This is a genomic window from Variovorax sp. Varisp53, assembly GCF_059491555.1.
The window spans coordinates 5317984-5334027 of sequence record NZ_CP168512.1; the positions used below are offsets into that span (position 1 = coordinate 5317984).

A 16044-nucleotide genomic window follows, 5' to 3' on the forward strand; every position below is an offset into this window, starting at 1 on the left:
TCCGCCGCCCACACAGACATCCAAAGGGACTCCCATGAACACCAAGCAACTCATCGCCGTTTCCGCCGCAGCTCTCGCCCTGCTGGGCGCTGCCGGCGCACATGCCGAAAGCTACGAAGGCGTGCAGGCCATCACCCCATTCGCCAGCCGTGCCGACGTGAAGGCCGAAGCCATTGCCGCCGCGCGCGAGGGCAACCCGTACTCGGACAGCGCCGCCGAAGGCACCGTGGCCGTCAACTCCACGCTCGACCGCAGCGCCGTGCGCGACCAGGCCGTGGCCGCCGCACACAACCCGCTGCAAAGCCTGGACCGCCGCGCCTTCTACCGCGACGAAGTGCCCTCGGCCTACAAGAAGCCGACGGTGTCGTTCACGCGCCAGGCCGGCCTGTAAACAGCGGCGCGGCCCTGCTCCGCCGGTTCAGGGCCGCGCACCTTCCCAGGCGTCCTGCAGCAAGGCGCGGATCGCAGCGCGCTCCAGCGGGCGCGGATTGGGATACTGGTTCTTGAGCGCGTGCTCGCAGGCCAGGTCGAGGTCCGATTCCTTCATGCCGATGTCGCGCAGCGCGACCGGCGCGCCGTTGTCGCGCGCGAGGTCGTACACGGCCTGCGCGGCGCTGCTCCCCCCCAGTGCCTTCGCGATGCGCGCCATGGCCTGCGGCGCCGCCTCGGCGTTGTAGGCGAGTGCATGCGGCAGCACGATGGTGTGGGTCTCGGCGTGCGGCAGGTTGAAGCTGCCGCCCAGCGTGTGGCACAGCTTGTGGTGCAACGCCATACCGACGTTGCCGAGCACCGTGCCGCAGAGCCATGCGCCGTAGAGCGCATCGCTGCGCGCGCCCGGATCGTGCGGCGTGGCGCGGATGGCGGGCAACGCGCGGCCCAGTGCGGCAATGCCCTCCTGCGCCATCAGGTCCATGATCGGATTCGAATCGACCGCGTAGAGCCCTTCGGCCGCATGCGCGATGGCGTTGATGCCGCTGGTCACGCTGATGCCCACGGGCAGGCTCAAAGACAGCTCGGGGTCATAGATCACCGTGCGCGGCAGCACCCTGAAGTCCTTGCCCGTCTTCTTCATGCCGGCTTCCGTGATGCCGTAGATCGGCGTCATCTCGGAGCCCGCGTAGGTGGTCGGGATGGCGAGGATCGGCAGGCCCGAATCGAGCGCAATGGCCTTGCCCAGCCCGGTGGTCGAACCGCCGCCGATGGCCACCGCGCAATCCGCGCCCAGCCGGGCCGCCACCTCGCGCGCCTCGCGCGCGGTCTCGATGGGCACGTGCATCACGGCGCGGTCGAACACACCGGCCGCATGGCTGCCGAGCATGTCGGCCACGCGCTCGGCCTGCGGGCGCTGCTCGGGCGTGGACAGCACGAGCGCCCGGCGCGCACCGAGCGCATCGATCTCGCGCGCCAGGTGCTGCAGCGAACCGGCGCCGAACACCACGCGCTGCGGCACGCTGTTGTAGACAAACGGGGGGATGGTCATGGCTTTGCTGTCTCTCGAATGTTCATGAGGCAGCCGGTGCCGGCGGCCCATCGCGCGAGTATCCCGCCGGGCCGCTCCCTGTTCAACAACAGGAGTGGAAAGGACTTTTCCGCTTGCCCGAGCCAGCGGCGCCGGCGTTCTCTTCCTCAGGCCGGCGAGACCCGCACCGTGCAGACCTGGCGGCTCTCGACGATCGCGAAGCGCACCGGCAGAAAGCGCTCGATCACCGCGCAGTTGGTGCGCGTGTGCTCCGTCACCTCGCTGCAGGTGAAGGCGCAGGCCTTCTTGCCTTGCCAGGCGGCGAGCGCCAGCAGCAGCGCCAACTGATCCGCGAGATGCGGGCCGACCGCGGCCTCGCTCTTCTGGAATTCGCGCAGCTCCTTCACCAGGCCATGCGCCACCTGCTCGGCGCTCAGCGACTTCTCGCCGAACGCCGTGAACACCTCGGTGACGTGCTCGTACGCCAGCGTGGCCAGCAACGCGTTGCCGGGGCCTTCGTTCTGGCGCGCCGTGCCGAAACGCAGCTGCTCGCCGGACCAGCCCATCGCGCCGCCCAACGTGTCGAGCTCGCGCGTCGGTACATGGCGCGGCAGCCCGGGCGCCAGGCATTCGGCATGGCTCGACCGATGTTCGCCACGCGCCATCAGGTCGAAGGGCTGCAGCGCGCCGGCCGCCGGAACGATCGTCGCCTCTACCTCGCCACCACCGGCCGGATAGAAACCGCAGCGGCGCAGCGTCAGCTGCAGGTCGGCACCCAGCCTGCGCACCAACGGCGCGAAGGCACGCTCCAGGAAATGGAACGGCGGCGCCATCGGGTTGTGCGTGCCACCGCTCAGGTGCACGCGGCTGGCCGCACCGGCAAGCAGCAGCGGCGGCAGCACGGTCTGCAGCACCAGCATGCAGCTGCCCGCGCTGGAGATCGAGAAGCGGTACTCGCCCGCGCGCACCGGGCCGGGCGCGAAACGCAGCGACTGCGAGCCGAGCTCCGCGCCCTCCACCTTCGCGCCGCTGATTTCAGCGGCCGCGTTCACGCACGCGAGGTGCTGGCGCATCAGGCCCGGCTTGGCGCGGCCGGCACGGATCTTCTCGATGGCCAGCGGCTGGCCCGTGGCCACCGACAGCGCGAGGCTGGTGCGCAGGATCTGGCCGCCGCCCTCGCCCTGCGAGCCGTCGAGTTCAACCATGCGCGGCCTCCTGTTCTTCTTTGTCGAAACGCAGCACCGTCTCGTGCAGGAACGCGTCGAGGCCGGCCTCTTCGGCTTGCGGCAGCGGCGTCACCGGCTCGGCCGCGTTGGCCGCCAGCTCCGACTCGATGAACGCATGAATGCCGGGCCAGCGCGGGCTGGTCGCGGCTTCGCCGGCGCGCATCTTCACCTCGAGCAGCGCGTTGATCTCGTCGATCAGCGTGGCGTCGCGCGCCGCATCGAGCGTGCGCTGCGCCAGGTCGGCGAAGCGCATCGGCGGTACGCCGGGCTGCGAGCGGATCCAGCGCGCGGCCAGCAGCGGGCGCAGCACGTAGAGGTACTTCTTGTAGCGCACCTCGTCGGCCTGCAGATGCTCGCGGAAGTTCTTCTTCGCCATCGAGCTGTAGTGGTGCCAGCCGCGCGCGTTGGAGAACACCGCCTCCGACAGCGCGCGGAAACGCGGCATCGCCACCACGTCGTCGCGGTAGACGATGGGCGAGCGCAGCCACTCGAGCAGCGTCGGGTTCGACTCGCGCATCAGGCCCAGCGCCTTGCGCAGGTCCCAGCCGTTGATGTCGAGGTCGCCGCTGATCGGCACCTCGATCACGTCGCGTCGCGGCTGCACCGTGAGGTACCACGGCAGCCGGTTGACGTAGATGAAGCGCACGTCGTAGTCGCTGTCGGGCGAGGCGAAGCCCCAGCCGCGGCTGCCGGATTCGCAGGCGAACAGCACGCTCACGTCGTTCTTCGCTTCGATGTCGCGCAGGGCGTCCATGATCTGCGCGCGCATGGCGGGCTCGATGGGGTGGGCGGAGCGCAGGAATTCCTTTTCGGTGCTCATGACTTTCTTCTTTTCTTCTTCTCTCATCAGGCTCGGGTGACGGCCACGTTGCCGGCACTGTCGAGTTCGTAAACGTCCAGGTCGTTGGCCAGGAACGCGTGGCCGCGGTAGTGCGCCTGCGTCTCCGCCATCAATGCGGCCATGCCCTCTTCGTTCTGATGGCGTGCGCTGAAATGCGTGAGGACCAGGTTCGGCACCTCCACGGCTTGCGCGAACTCGGCCAGCATGCGCGCGGAACTGTGCATCGGCCCGGGGCCGACCTTGTCGAGCGCGTCCTGCGTGAAGGTGGCCTCGTGCACCAGCAGCTGCGCACCCTGGCAGGCATCGCGCAGCAGCGCGGGCTCGGCGTTGTCGCCGCCCAGCACGGCGACGGCCGTGTCGATCTGCGTTTCCGTGTAGTCGGCACTGCGCAGCACATCGCCGTTGAAGGGCACGTCCTCGCCGGTCTGCAGCGCGCGCCATGCGGGGCCGGGCGGAAGGCCGACGGCCCGCAGCGCATCGGCCTTCAGCCGCACGCGCCGCGTCTCGACCTGCACGCGATAGGCGTGGCTCGGTACGCGATGCCGCAGCAGGTGGCGCTCGATGCGCACGCCGGGCGCTTCGTACACCAGCGCCTGGTTCTCCAGATCGACGTGCTCCACCTCGTAGGGCAGGTGCAGGTCGGTCAGTTGGCGCGTGGCTTCGAACCACTCCCACACCGGCAGCGGCGCGATCAGCTTCAGCGGCTTCGTGCGCTTGTTCATGCCCGCGCTCGCGAGCAGGCCCGGCAGGCCATAGCAGTGGTCGCCGTGCACGTGCGTGATGCAGACGGCGGCCAGGTCGTTCAGCGACAGCGGCGTTTGCAGCACGCGATGCTGCGTGCCCTCGCCGCAGTCGACCAGGAACCAGTCGGCGCCGAGCACCGTCTGCACCGCGAGGCCGGAGACGTTGCGGTGGCGCGTGGGGGTACCGGAGGAGGTCCCCAGGAAAGTCAGTTTCATCATCATCTCAATCACTCCCTGCGCATCAATGCACTCTTCGCGGCGTCCGCGGCGACGCGCTCCCAACTGAAGTATCGGCGCCCGCCTTCCGCACGGGCCGCCATGAATGCGTTGAGCCTTTCGAGATTCTCCGCACCTCCCCAGCGGCCCATCGTCTGGATCGCCACGACGCGCAGGCTCCACCATTTGCTTTCAAGCGCGGCATCGACTTCGGCCACAGCTCGCGCATTCGGTTTCACCGCGCCCAACGCGCGAAGACGATCCGTCTTCTCGCGCAGGAGGTTTGCACCCGGTGCCGCATTCAACAGGCGCTCGCGTCGCGCGCGGCGGCATGCCAGGCATCGCACGGCGCGGCTGTCGATATGTCCGTGCACCACTTCGTACCACCACTTCTGCTGCTTCGCCGTCCACAGTTCTTCAGCCCCGCAATCGCGGCAGGTGAAGGGACGCGCAACATAGAAGTCCGGCAGCAATCCGTAAGTGTTGTTGTACTGCTGCAGGACGTGCTGATCCGCCGGCTCGCAGCCGATCGCAAATGCGAAGGCTGGCTGCGGCAGGCGGACATCCGGCAAGCGCAGACGTGCAGCCGACGCGGCGGCGCGTTCGAGGCGACGCGCCTTGATCTCGGCGCGGCGTTGCTTGTTGCTTTTCTTCATCTTTCAAACCTTCGCAATACGTACGGTGTTGCGAAAGCGGGCCGAACCCTTCCTCCTACAACACCGCACCCATGAGGCCGCGGATCGGCCTCGTTTTCACCCCTTCACGCATACGACCTGCTTGAGCGTGTAGACCACTTCCACCAGGTCCTTCTGCGCGTCCATCACCGCGTCGATGTCCTTGTAGGCCATTGGGATCTCGTCGATCACGTCGGCATCCTTTCGGCATTCCACGCCTTCGGTCGCGGCGATCTGGTCGGCCACGGTGTAGAGCTTCTTGGCCTTGGTACGGCTCATCTTTCGACCGGCGCCGTGGCTGCAGCTCATGAAGCTCTCGGGGTTGCCCTTTCCGCGCACGATGAAGCTCTTGGCGCCCATGCTGCCGGGGATGATTCCCAGCTCGCCGGCTTTCGCGCTCACCGCGCCCTTGCGGGTCACGAGCACGTCTTCACCGAAGTGCGTCTCGCGGCTCACGTAGTTGTGGTGGCAGTTCACCGCTTCCACGTGTGCCTCGAAAGGCTTGGTGATGACCTTGCGCACGGCCGCGACCACGCGCTGCATCATCACTTCGCGGTTCGCTCGCGCGAACTTCTGGGCCCAGCCCACCGCACGCACGTAGTCGCCGAAGTACTTGGCGCCTTCCTCGAAGTACGCCAGATCCTGATCGGGCAGGTTGCGCTGGTGCAGCTCGGCATCCTTCTTGGCAAGCTCGATGAAGTGCGTACCGATGGCGTTACCCACGCCGCGCGAACCCGAGTGCAGCATGAACCACACGGAACCCGCTTCATCAAGGCACACCTCGATGAAGTGGTTGCCCGTACCCAGCGTTCCCAGGTGCTTGTGGTTGTTGGTGTTCTTCAGTCGCGGGTAGTTCTCGCAGATCGCATCGAACTCGTCCACCAACCCGGCCCAGGCCACGTCGGTTTCGTTGGGAGGCGTCTCCCACGAGCCCTTGTCGCGGCCCATGCGCTTGGGGTTCGAGCCGTGCGGCACGGCCTTCTCGATCGCGGAGCGCAGCGGTCCCAGGTTATCGGGCAGGTCGTTGGCGTGCAGCGTGGTCTTGCACGCCATCATTCCGCAACCGATGTCCACGCCCACCGCGGCCGGGATGATGGCCTTGAAGGTCGGGATCACCGAACCCACGGTCGCGCCGATGCCGTAGTGCACGTCGGGCATGGCCGCGATGTGCTTGAACACGATCGGCAGGCGGGCGGCGTTCTCGAGCTGCTTCTGCGCTTCGGCTTCCACGGGCACGCCGCGGGTCCACATCTTCACGGGCACGCCATTCTCGACTTCGTGCAGGTTGTAGTTCTTTTCCATTTCCATCTCTCTTTCTCTATCTGTACTTTCTCACCAATGGTGGACACGGCGGGATTCGAACCCGCATCAATACGGCGACCGTGGTGTTTCAATCCAGCGGCCCAGTCGACGATTGGAAACGCGCGCCAGTGACAGACCCGTCATCGGAGCCAGCACCTGCATCCTCAACCTTGCTCGTCGACCGACTTTCCCGCCGCATCCGGTGCTACCCGGACTGCCGGCAATATCAACATTTTTGGCAGTGGCGCTCCCTTCTGTGCCTGCGTGCCCAAAAACCAAAAAAGAGGTGACCAGGAGCGGCGGGTTCTGAACTGAGCTATCTGCCGAAACAGACCGGGACTCGGACCCGGGACCTTCATGGCCAAGACCATGACGCTCTTACCTGTAAACCCACCTGCATTCACCTCGAAACAAAAAAGCAGCGACAAGAGTCGGCGAAACGTCGTGCTCTAACCACTGAGCTACGGTCTTTCGACCGGCGGGATTCGAACCCGCGACCACGAGATTAAGACTCTGTAGTTCCACCAGCATTCGCTGAAAAAAACAGTGCGACAAGGATGACAAGACATAGGCCACGCCAGCACGCTGGCGCTGGGATTCGAACCCCGGCCGTGCCAGATGTAGTCCTGCTTGCATTCGCACTTCAACTTCGCGTCCCCGTCCGGCGACTAACGATCGATGTGAGGAGAACATGGTTGGATGTACTCACATCTGCATTCGCCGGACGACGACATCAATTCGATCGGCGGGGAGCGCCGCGAGCAAGACCCGCGACGCCCTCGCACTCTCAGACCGAGGTTTCCTCGATCACACCCACCCAATGGTCGGCGCCCAGGCCGCCCGCGGCATACACCGCCAGCAGCTTGAACACTTCGTCGCTGAAGCCACCGATGTTCAGCACATCGTCACGCTCCTGCGCCTGAGTGGTCGCATAAGGCTGGATGTCGATGCACACCATCCGCGCCTTCGGGTTGCGCTTCTTGAACGCTGCCCATTCCTGCATGGTTGCGGTACCGCGGCCACGTGCAGGGTCGGCCCACGACTCGTTGTCCGACACCAGCACCACCAGATCGGCATGCGCTTTCTCGCGGTTCAGCAACGCCAGCGGCGCGCTGCACGAGGTACCGCCGCCGCCCACCGCCGCCAGCTTGGCCGCGTTGGTCATCACCGAATCGCGAGGATTCAGTTGCAGCGAAACCACCTTCGTCTCGAAAGGCAGCACACGCGCATCCGCATTGCGGCGCAGCACAGCAGCAGCAACCAGCGCGGCCACGTCGATGCATCGCACCGTCGTGGTAGCCGAACCGCGGTGACCCGTCACCGGCGAGCTCATCGAGCCCGACACGTCCGGACACACCACCACGCGGCCCTCGAACTGCGGCACATTGGCCAGCGCGAGTTCCATCGCGTCTTGCAGCGCCTCCTTCACCACATGCGGCACATCGGCACCGGCGGCCTTCCAAGCGGCCATCAGCTGGTACGGCAGCACGCGAGCCTTTGCCACCGCCAGCGGATCGCGCAGCTTGGCGGCCACCGCTTCGGCGAGGCCGGGCAATGCGAACACGCCGTGACGAGCGAAGGTGTTCAGGTTCTGACGCACCATCTGCCACGAACCACGCTGCGCGATCTGCGCCCAGGCCTGCGTATCCAGTTCCAGCGCGGTCAGCATCTGGAAGGGCACGTCGGGCACATCCTGCGTACGATCGCGCTTGAAGCGTTCGAAGGCCTGCGTGACCGGAGGCAGCGCCTCCAATGCATACGGACGATCGATCAGCCATGCGAACCACGCGGCACGCCAGGCTTCGGCGGGCTTCGGGTGAACCATCTTCACCACGTCGGCCAGCGACGGCGTGTTGCCCACGGCAGCGTTCAGCAGTTGCGCTTCGGTCGCTTCGAGCAGCCATTGCTGCACCAGCTTCTTCGGACGTGTACCGAGCGACTTCCGGCCCGCCGCGCCGGAACGCAGCATCTGCACGAAGTTGCGCAGCATCTTGCCGTTGTCGACCACGCGGCCAAACACCTTGGCCAGCAGCGATACATCGCGCACCGCCAGCGTGGCGGCCAGCAGTGCCGGCATGTCCTTCATGTGGCCTGCGCGGCGGACGTACACGGCCGTCTTGGCCACGAACAGCGGATCGACTTCTCGGGCCAGAGCCAGCACGGCGTCGAGCTGATCCTGAGCCTGCGCGTAGAACGTGTTGTTCAGGCAACCGGTGGCCGCGAGTTGCGCCAGACGGTGCTTGGGCGACAGCGCATAGGCGGCGCCACCGGCTTCGTTGCGGACATCGGCAGCGGGTTGCAGGGCACCGCGCAGCGTCTGGAAGAGTTGAAGGTTGGCCATGTGACTTCTCCTTGTTCGGTTCTTTTGTTCGGTTGTCTTCTTGAGTTGTGATCCTTATTGCAACGGGTGTGCCAGCGCACTCGCCCTCGACGAATCAATCTTTCAAGCTGTTGATTTGATTGAAATTTTTCCACTTTCGAACATCCGAGCGCGGCAAACCGGCCTCTGGATCACATTCATTTCTTATAATTTTGGATAGCTATTTATCCAATTAATGAAGAAACCCATCGTCGTCATCGGCTTCCTCGGCACCCAGCTCGACGCCGGCCAGGGCGCGGGTCGCTGGAACAAGTGGCGCCCCACGGTCTCGCTCGCACAGCACGAGGACATGGTCGTCGCGCGCATGGAGCTGCTCTACACACTGCGGCACAAGGCGCTGGCCGAGGTGGTGAAGGCCGACATCGCCACCGTGTCGCCCGAGACCACGGTCAATCTCGTGCCGATCGATCTCGAGGACCCGTGGGACTTCGGCGAGGTCTACACGCGCCTGTACGACTGGGCGCGCGGCTACCCCTTCGACACCGAGCGCGAGCAGTATTGGACGCACATCACCACCGGCACGCACGTCGCGCAGATCTGCATGTTCCTGCTGTCCGAATCGCGCGTTGTGCCCGGCGTGCTGGCGCAGACCTCGCCGCCGAAGAAGCAGCGCGAAGGCGAGGCCGGCAAGTGCACGCTGATCGATCTCGACCTCTCGCGCTACGACGTGATCGCGCGGCGCTTCGATGCCGAGCAGCGCGATGCGGTCGCGTTCCTGAAGAGCGGGATCGCCACGCGCAATGCGCGCTTCAATGCGCTGATCGACGAGATCGAGCGCGTGGCCGTGCGCTCGCGCGCGCCGATCCTGCTGGTCGGGCCCACCGGTGCGGGCAAGTCGTTCCTGGCGCGGCGCATGTTCGAGCTGAAGCAGGCGCGCCACCAGATGACTGGGCCGTTCGTCGAAGTGAACTGCGCGACGCTGCGCGGCGACGGCGCGGCCTCGACACTGTTCGGTCACAAGAAGGGCTCATTCACCGGCGCCGCGGCCGACCGCGCGGGCCTGCTGCGCACCGCGCACCAGGGCGCTCTCTTCCTCGACGAGATCGGCGAGCTCGGGCCCGACGAGCAGGCAATGCTGCTGAAGGCGATCGAGGAGAAGCGCTTCTTCCCCGTGGGCGCCGACAAGGAGGTGGAAAGCGACTTCCAGCTGATCGCCGGCACCAACCGCGACCTGCGCAGCGACGTGGCCGAGGGGCGCTTCCGCGAAGACCTGTTCGCGCGCATCAACCTCTGGACCTACGACCTGCCGGGCCTCGCGCAGCGGCCCGAAGACATCGAGCCCAACGTCGACCACCTGCTGGCCCTTCACGCGGCGGAGAACCATCGCGTGGTGCGCTTCAACGCCGAGGCGCGCGCGGCCTATCTGCGCTTTGCGCAGAGCGGCGAGGCGATCTGGAGCGGCAACTTCCGCGATCTCTCCGCGAGCGTGACACGGCTGGCGACGCTGGCCGATGGCGGACGCATCCCGGTGGCACTGGTCGAGGCGGAGATCGCGCGGCTGCGGTGGCTGTGGAAGCATGCCGGTGCCGCCGCACCGGCCGAGGGCAACGGCGTCGACCTGGATGCGCTGCTCGGCGAGGAACGCGCGGCGGCGCTCGACCTGTTCGATCGGCTCCAGCTCGAGGCAGTGATGCACGTGTGCCGGCAGTCGCGCAGCCTGTCGGATGCGGGCCGCCAGCTGTTCCAGGCCTCACGCGCGCAGCGCAGCGTGGTGAACGACGCGGACAGGCTGCGCAAGTACCTCGCCAAGCACGGGCTCGAGTGGGGCCGGATCGCCGACGCCTGAGCTATCCTCCGCCGCGATGGCCATCTCTGCATTCGCCGTGAAAGTCCCCGCCGCCGAGCCTCTCGTCGAGGACTTGCGCCGCCGCTACGACGCGACCGTCGCACTGGGTGTGCCGGCGCACGTCACGGTGCTCGTTCCTTTCATGGACCCTGCGCTGATCACACCCGAAGTGCTGGAGCACGCGCGGCAGGCTCTGAATCGGACGCCTTCGTTTGCCTTCTCCCTGGGCAAGGTCGGGCGCTTTCCCGAAACCGCATACCTCGCACCGGAACCGGCCGCCCCCTTCATCGAAATGACACTGGCGCTCGCGCATGCATTTCTCGATTTCCCGCCGTATGGCGGCGAGCACGAAGGTGTCATTCCGCATCTGTCGGTGGCGCACGGCAACGCGCTCGATGCGGACGCGGCGGTTGCCGAATTGGAGGCGCGCCTTCTCGCATCGGGCGCCGCGCATGCGAACTGCACCGAAGTCACGCTGATCGAAAACTCGTCGGGGCGCTGGCAGGACATGCACGTCTTCCGACTGCCCAAAGCACCGGCACCCATGCGCAACGTCCTCTTCATCTGCAGCCGCAACCAGTGGCGCAGCCCGACCGCAGAACGCATCTGGCGCAAGCACCCGCTGATCTCCGCGCGCTCCGCCGGCACCAGTCCGAATGCGCGGCATACAGTTTCCGTCGACGACATCGAATGGGCCGACGTCATCCTCGTGATGGAAGAAAAACACAAGTCGCGGCTGGTGGCCGAGTTCACGCGGATGCTCGAAGGCAAGCCGATCCACGTGCTCGACATTCCCGACGACTACAAGTACATGGACCCGGAGCTGATCGAGGAACTCGAACGCTCGGTGGGGTCCATCCTTGAAATCGACTAGCGCCCAATGTCAGAAATCTACATAAGCACGGACATCGAATCCGACGGCCCCATCCCCGGGCCGAACTCGATGCTCAGCTTCGGCTCGGCCGCCTACACGGCCGACAAGCAGCTCATATCCACCTTCAGCGCGAACCTGCACACCCTGCCGGGCGCCGAGGCCGATCCGAAGACTGCCGCGTGGTGGAAGACCCAGCCCGATGCATGGGCCGCCTGTCGCACCGAACTGCAGGACCCGGCCCACGCCATGAAGAACTACGTGAGCTGGCTCAAGGGCCTGCCGGCGCGGCCGGTGTTCGTCGCCTACCCGGCGGGCTTCGACTTCCTGTTCGTCTACTGGTACCTGATGCGCTTCGCCGGCGAGAGCCCGTTCAGCCACTCGGCGCTCGACGTCAAGTCGTTCGCGATGGCCATGCTTGGGCTCGACTACCGCGAGAGCACCAAGCGCGCGATGCCGCGCCGCTGGTTCGACAAGCTGCCGCACACGCACGTCGCGCTCGACGACGCCATCGAGCAGGGTGCCCTCTTCTGCAACATGCTTGCAGAAAATCGAGCGACCGCCTCGGGCAAACAGTCATGACGAACCACTCGGTCCGCCGATGGTGCAAGAGGCTGGCGCTGTGTGCGCTGCCGCTCATGCTGGCGGGCTGCGTCCAATCGCTGTTCTATTACCCCGACAGCGTGCGCTACGAAACACCCGACGTGCTGGGCCTGCGCTACGAGAGCGTGCAGTTCGCCAGTGCCGACGGCACGCGCCTGAGCGGCTGGTTCCTGCCCGCGGAGAACCGCCAGAACCCAAAGGAAGCCAAGGGCACGGTGGTGCACTTCCATGGCAATGCGCAGAACATGAGCACGCACTGGCGCTTCGTGGCCTGGCTGCCGAAGCAGGACTACAACGTGTTCGTGTTCGACTATCGCGGCTACGGCCAGTCCGAAGGCAAGCCCGAGCCCAAGGGTGTGTTCGAGGACTCCCACGCCGCGCTGAACTATGTGCGCTCGCGCGGCGACCTCGACCCCGAGCGGCTGTTTCTGTTCGGGCAGAGCCTGGGCGGCACCAACGCGATCGCAGTGATGGGCTCGGGCAACAGGGCGGGCGTGAAAGCGGTGGCCGTCGAGTCGACCTTCTATTCCTATTCGTCGATTGCCAACGAAAAGCTCTGGGGCGCCGGCTTGCTCGTGAGCGACGAGTACGCGGCATCGAAGTACGTGGCGGCGGTGTCGCCCGTTCCGCTGCTGCTGATCCACGGCACGGCCGACCAGGTGATTCCGCTCGCGCATTCGAAGCGCCTGCTGGCCGATGCGCGCGAGCCCCGCCGGCTGATCGAAGTACCGGGCGCCAGCCACCTCGAACCGATGACGGCCCTGCGCTACGGTGCCGCCTACCGGAAGGCGCTGACCGCATTCTTCGAGGCCGCGCAACATCCGCTGCAGCAATGACAACCGCCATGAAGCACTTCGACGAAGCCGCCACCCGCGCACCCCTGGACTTCGAGCGGCTGGTGCCCGCGCTGCACGCGGCCTTCGTTGCCGGGGCGCAGGTGCCGCCGCGCCATGTGCACGGCATCGAGACCGCCTCGAGCGGCGGGAACAAGGGCACGGTGCTCATCATGCCGGCGTGGAGCGATGCGGGCTTCCTGGGCATCAAGACCATCAACATCTTTCCGGGCAACAGCGCGCGCGGCCTGCCCGGCCTGCATGCGACCTATGTGCTGTACGACGCGCACACCGGCGTGCCGCTGGCGATGATGGACGGCAACGAGATCACCGCGCGCCGCACGGCGGCCGCCTCGGCGCTTGGCGCGTCGTTCCTGGCCCGCCGGGATGCGCGCCGGTTGCTGGTGCTGGGCACAGGCCGCATCGCGCGCATGCTTCCTGCCGCGCATGCGAGCGTGCGGCCCATCGATGAGCTGTGGGTGTGGAACCACCGGGCCGAAGGCGCCGAGACGCTGGCCGCGCAGTGGCGCGCCGAGGGCTGGAACGCGCAAGCCGCCACCGACCTGGAAGCGGCTGTGCGCCAGGCCGACATCGTGAGTTGCGCCACGCTGGCCACCGCGCCATTGGTGCGCGGCGAATGGCTGGCACCGGGCTCGCACCTGGACCTGATCGGCAGTTTCACGCCGGCCATGCGCGAGGCCGATGCGCAGTGCTTCGCGGGGGCCCGCACCTTCGTCGACACCGACGAGGCGCTGCAGAAAGCCGGCGACCTGCTCGATGCGATGGCGGCCGGCACGCTGCGGGCGGAAGACGTCGGCGGCACCCTCGCCGCCCTTTGCCGCACAGAGCGCCCGGGCCGCTCCGGCGGCGAGGAACGCACCGTGTTCAAGGCCGTCGGAAGCGCGTTGGAAGACCTGGCCGCCGCCACCCTGGTGTGGCAATCGAGAGACACAGCCTAAGCCTTATGGCTTAGTCTTCGGCGAAAAAACCTCCGTCAGGACGGTTTTTCCCAACATCCAGATACGCCTTGTAGCCAATAGTAAATATTGTGCATTGGGGCTATCGTGCTCCTGAACTACCGACGGGGGCCCACATGCTCAGCACCCAACACAAAGCCAACATCCTCCGCAAGGCCGGATACGCCGTGCCGGCCGAGCCGGGGAGTGCCGACTGCATCCACCAGACGGCCCAATGCTGGGAGAAGGCGATCGACACGCTCTACGTGTCGTACTCCGCCAGGCGCGCCGCCAAGAGCCTGCGGGACGCGGAGGAGGCGCGGATGCTGGCGCTTCTGCAGCGGCGCTCGGCCAAGGCCTGGGCCTGACGGCCCGGCCAGGCACCCGCTCAGCTTCAGGGCTTCTTCTGCTTTTCCGGCGCGTCGTTGCTGCCGCCGCGCGAGAGCTGACCCGCCTTCATCGCTTCGCGGTTCGCCGCGCGACGCTTGGCCGCCGCGGCGCGGCGCTCTTCCCTCGACATCTTCGGCGCGGTCGTCGGGCGGACCTCGCCTTCCTGCATCTGCGGTCCGCGTGCGGCGGCGGCGCCGTCCGCGCGGCGTTCCTTGCGGGCCTCGGCGCGTTCCGCCTTGGTGGTGGGCGCCGTGGGCCGCGCCTTGCCCTGCGCCGGGTCGGCTTCGCCGGAAGACTGGGCGGACGCCACCTGCACGACCATCATCTGAGCCAGGGCCAGGCAAACCGGCACAAGCATATTTTTCATAGCGACGACCTTTCAACACCCGCGAAGGCGCGGGGCCGGGGCATTGTGGTCAGGGTCCGAGGCTGTGTCCACACCGGCAACCCGCATGCCGATGGAGCCTCGGCCCGCGCACTGGCGGTCGCTCAGGTAGGCGAGAACCAGCCTGACGAGTTCGGTCTTCATCGCGGGAGTCTCCAGGTCACCACGCCGTGCTGCTGCATGAACCGCCCCTTCGACCGCGGACGAGAGCATGCGGGCCGCGACCTCGGTATCGGCGCTTTCTCCCGGTCCCTGGCTTTCGGCGACAAGGGCCCGGTAGCGCCGCTGGTATTGCGCCTCGAACTCGGGGTAGCTCGAACGCGCGGCGAGCGGCACCTCGCCCATCAGCACGCGGTGCAGCGCCTGGTCGACCGAGTGGGCTGCGATGACGCCATCGACGAAGCGCTCCACCCGGCGCGGCAGCATGGCCACTGCATCGCCCTCTTGCTCGCCTTCATCGTCGGCGCCGGACAGCGCCACGAGCACTTCGTCGAGGTGGCGCTGCCGGATCGCCTCGGCGATGGCCAGCTTGTCCGGGAAGTACTGATAGAGCGAGCCGACGCTGACACCGGCCACCGCCGCGATCTCGTTGGTGGTGAACCGGTCCCATCCGCGGCGCGCCAGAACGCGAGTCGCGGCCTCGACGATCGCGTCCACCGTGACGCGCGAACGCTGCTGGCGCGGTGCTTTGCGCATGGTCCGGCGCTGTGGGGGAATGCGAGTACCCAAGTTCGAGGCTCCATTCAAGAATAGGACCGCACGCAACGCGTGCATTCAACCGTTCAAGGGGAGATTGTGATGAGTACGCAGACGCTTCTGGCTTCGCTGTTCCGGTACAAGGCCTGGGCCGACGAAGGGCTCCTGGCAGGTCTCGCAGACCTGGCCGCGAAGGGCCCGGCCGACGAGTACCGCTGCGCGATGCGCGTGTTCAACCACGCCTGCATCGTCGACCGCATCTTCGTTGCGAATCTCCAGCGCAAGGCGCACGCATACACGGCGACAGGCTCGCGCGAGCCGCCAGCCCTGGAAGCGCTGGCCGAATCGGTCAGGGAAACGGACCGCTGGTACGTCGACTACGTCGCGCGCCTGAGTCCAGAGGAGCTTGCGGAAAGCATCGAGTTCACATTCACCGACGGCAGCCCGGGCCGCATGTCGCGCGAGGAGATGCTGGGCCACGTGGTGGCCCATGGCGGCTATCACCGGGGCGAGGTCGGCCAGATCATGACCCGGCTCACGGGATCGTCGCCGCCCGATACCTTCACCGGCTATCTGCACCAGGCCGAGCCCGCGCGCCGGACGGCACACCTGAACGCACGACACGCCCCAAAAGAAAAGGCACCCTCGCGGGTGCCTAGTTCGTTGCGGATGCTGCGCTGAGC

At 66.7% G+C, this 16044-nt stretch carries 17 protein-coding genes and 1 pseudogene; 9 read left to right on the top strand and 9 right to left on the bottom strand.

Features of this window, described 5'->3' with window-relative positions:
• Window positions 1–34: 34 nt before the first annotated feature.
• Window positions 35–391 (top strand): hypothetical protein, encoded by a 357-nt coding sequence (locus tag ACEOAB_RS25010; protein WP_056595258.1) that lies wholly within the window; start codon window positions 35–37, stop codon window positions 389–391.
• Between the two features lie 27 nt (window positions 392–418).
• Here the strand turns inward: ACEOAB_RS25010 and ACEOAB_RS25015 are convergent, their stop codons facing one another.
• The 7 genes from ACEOAB_RS25015 to ACEOAB_RS25045 form a co-directional block, all read right to left on the bottom strand.
• Window positions 419–1480 carry a maleylacetate reductase gene (locus tag ACEOAB_RS25015; RefSeq protein ID WP_413748567.1) on the bottom strand — a complete coding sequence of 354 codons (1062 nt, stop codon included), beginning with the start codon at window positions 1478–1480 and terminating at the stop codon, window positions 419–421.
• Window positions 1481–1626: 146 nt separating this feature from the next.
• Window positions 1627–2664 carry an RNA 3'-terminal phosphate cyclase gene (gene rtcA, locus ACEOAB_RS25020; RefSeq protein WP_082572134.1) on the bottom strand — a complete coding sequence of 346 codons (1038 nt, stop codon included), beginning with the start codon at window positions 2662–2664 and terminating at the stop codon, window positions 1627–1629.
• Window positions 2657–3505 carry a nucleotidyltransferase domain-containing protein gene (locus ACEOAB_RS25025; RefSeq protein ID WP_413748568.1) on the bottom strand — a complete coding sequence of 283 codons (849 nt, stop codon included), beginning with the start codon at window positions 3503–3505 and terminating at the stop codon, window positions 2657–2659. Before ACEOAB_RS25025 ends, rtcA begins: the two co-directional genes overlap by 8 nt.
• 26 nt (window positions 3506–3531) lie before the next feature.
• The gene (locus tag ACEOAB_RS25030; RefSeq protein WP_413748569.1) at window positions 3532–4491 is read right to left on the bottom strand and encodes a ribonuclease Z; all 960 of its coding nucleotides are present in this window, start codon (window positions 4489–4491) and stop codon (window positions 3532–3534) included.
• Between the two features lie 5 nt (window positions 4492–4496).
• A complete protein-coding gene (locus tag ACEOAB_RS25035) occupies window positions 4497–5141 on the bottom strand; it encodes a zinc-ribbon domain containing protein (RefSeq protein WP_413748570.1) in 645 nt (214 codons plus the stop codon).
• A 96-nt stretch (window positions 5142–5237) separates the two neighbouring features.
• Complete coding sequence (locus ACEOAB_RS25040; RefSeq protein ID WP_413748571.1) at window positions 5238–6461, bottom strand: RtcB family protein; 1224 nt, start codon at window positions 6459–6461, stop codon at window positions 5238–5240.
• Between the two features lie 787 nt (window positions 6462–7248).
• Window positions 7249–8802 carry a vWA domain-containing protein gene (locus tag ACEOAB_RS25045; RefSeq protein WP_413748572.1) on the bottom strand — a complete coding sequence of 518 codons (1554 nt, stop codon included), beginning with the start codon at window positions 8800–8802 and terminating at the stop codon, window positions 7249–7251.
• Between the two features lie 214 nt (window positions 8803–9016).
• On the opposite strand from ACEOAB_RS25045, the gene rtcR reads away from it, so the two are divergent.
• The 7 genes and pseudogenes from rtcR (at window position 9017) to ACEOAB_RS25080 (ending at window position 14258) form a co-directional block, all read left to right on the top strand.
• Window positions 9017–10627, top strand: a complete 1611-nt coding sequence (gene rtcR / locus ACEOAB_RS25050; protein ID WP_413748573.1) for an RNA repair transcriptional activator RtcR — start codon at window positions 9017–9019, stop codon at window positions 10625–10627.
• A gap of 16 nt (window positions 10628–10643) precedes the next feature.
• A pseudogene (locus tag ACEOAB_RS25055) lies at window positions 10644–11111 on the top strand (2'-5' RNA ligase family protein); the annotation flags it as partial.
• A gap of 60 nt (window positions 11112–11171) precedes the next feature.
• Window positions 11172–11501 (top strand): low molecular weight protein tyrosine phosphatase family protein, encoded by a 330-nt coding sequence (locus ACEOAB_RS25060; protein ID WP_413748582.1) that lies wholly within the window; start codon window positions 11172–11174, stop codon window positions 11499–11501.
• 6 nt (window positions 11502–11507) lie between these two features.
• Window positions 11508–12080: a 3'-5' exonuclease family protein gene (locus tag ACEOAB_RS25065; RefSeq protein WP_413748574.1), complete on the top strand. Its 573-nt coding sequence runs from the start codon at window positions 11508–11510 to the stop codon at window positions 12078–12080.
• Window positions 12077–12937, top strand: a complete 861-nt coding sequence (locus ACEOAB_RS25070) for an alpha/beta hydrolase (RefSeq protein ID WP_413748575.1) — start codon at window positions 12077–12079, stop codon at window positions 12935–12937. Before ACEOAB_RS25065 ends, ACEOAB_RS25070 begins: the two co-directional genes overlap by 4 nt.
• A gap of 8 nt (window positions 12938–12945) precedes the next feature.
• Entirely contained in the window at window positions 12946–13893 is a 948-nt protein-coding gene (gene lhpI / locus ACEOAB_RS25075) for a bifunctional Delta(1)-pyrroline-2-carboxylate/Delta(1)-piperideine-2-carboxylate reductase (RefSeq protein ID WP_413748576.1), read from the top strand.
• 134 nt (window positions 13894–14027) lie between these two features.
• Entirely contained in the window at window positions 14028–14258 is a 231-nt protein-coding gene (locus ACEOAB_RS25080) for a hypothetical protein (protein WP_056595272.1), read from the top strand.
• A 26-nt stretch (window positions 14259–14284) separates the two neighbouring features.
• Here the strand turns inward: ACEOAB_RS25080 and ACEOAB_RS25085 are convergent, their stop codons facing one another.
• Both ACEOAB_RS25085 and ACEOAB_RS25090 read right to left on the bottom strand, forming a co-directional pair.
• Window positions 14285–14647 (bottom strand): hypothetical protein, encoded by a 363-nt coding sequence (locus tag ACEOAB_RS25085; protein WP_413748577.1) that lies wholly within the window; start codon window positions 14645–14647, stop codon window positions 14285–14287.
• 12 nt (window positions 14648–14659) lie between these two features.
• Window positions 14660–15361 (bottom strand): TetR/AcrR family transcriptional regulator, encoded by a 702-nt coding sequence (locus ACEOAB_RS25090; protein WP_413748578.1) that lies wholly within the window; start codon window positions 15359–15361, stop codon window positions 14660–14662.
• Window positions 15362–15463: 102 nt separating this feature from the next.
• Between ACEOAB_RS25090 and ACEOAB_RS25095 the strand changes: the two genes are divergently transcribed.
• Complete coding sequence (locus ACEOAB_RS25095) at window positions 15464–16042, top strand: DinB family protein (RefSeq protein ID WP_413748579.1); 579 nt, start codon at window positions 15464–15466, stop codon at window positions 16040–16042.
• The last annotated feature ends 2 nt before the right edge of the window (window positions 16043–16044 follow it).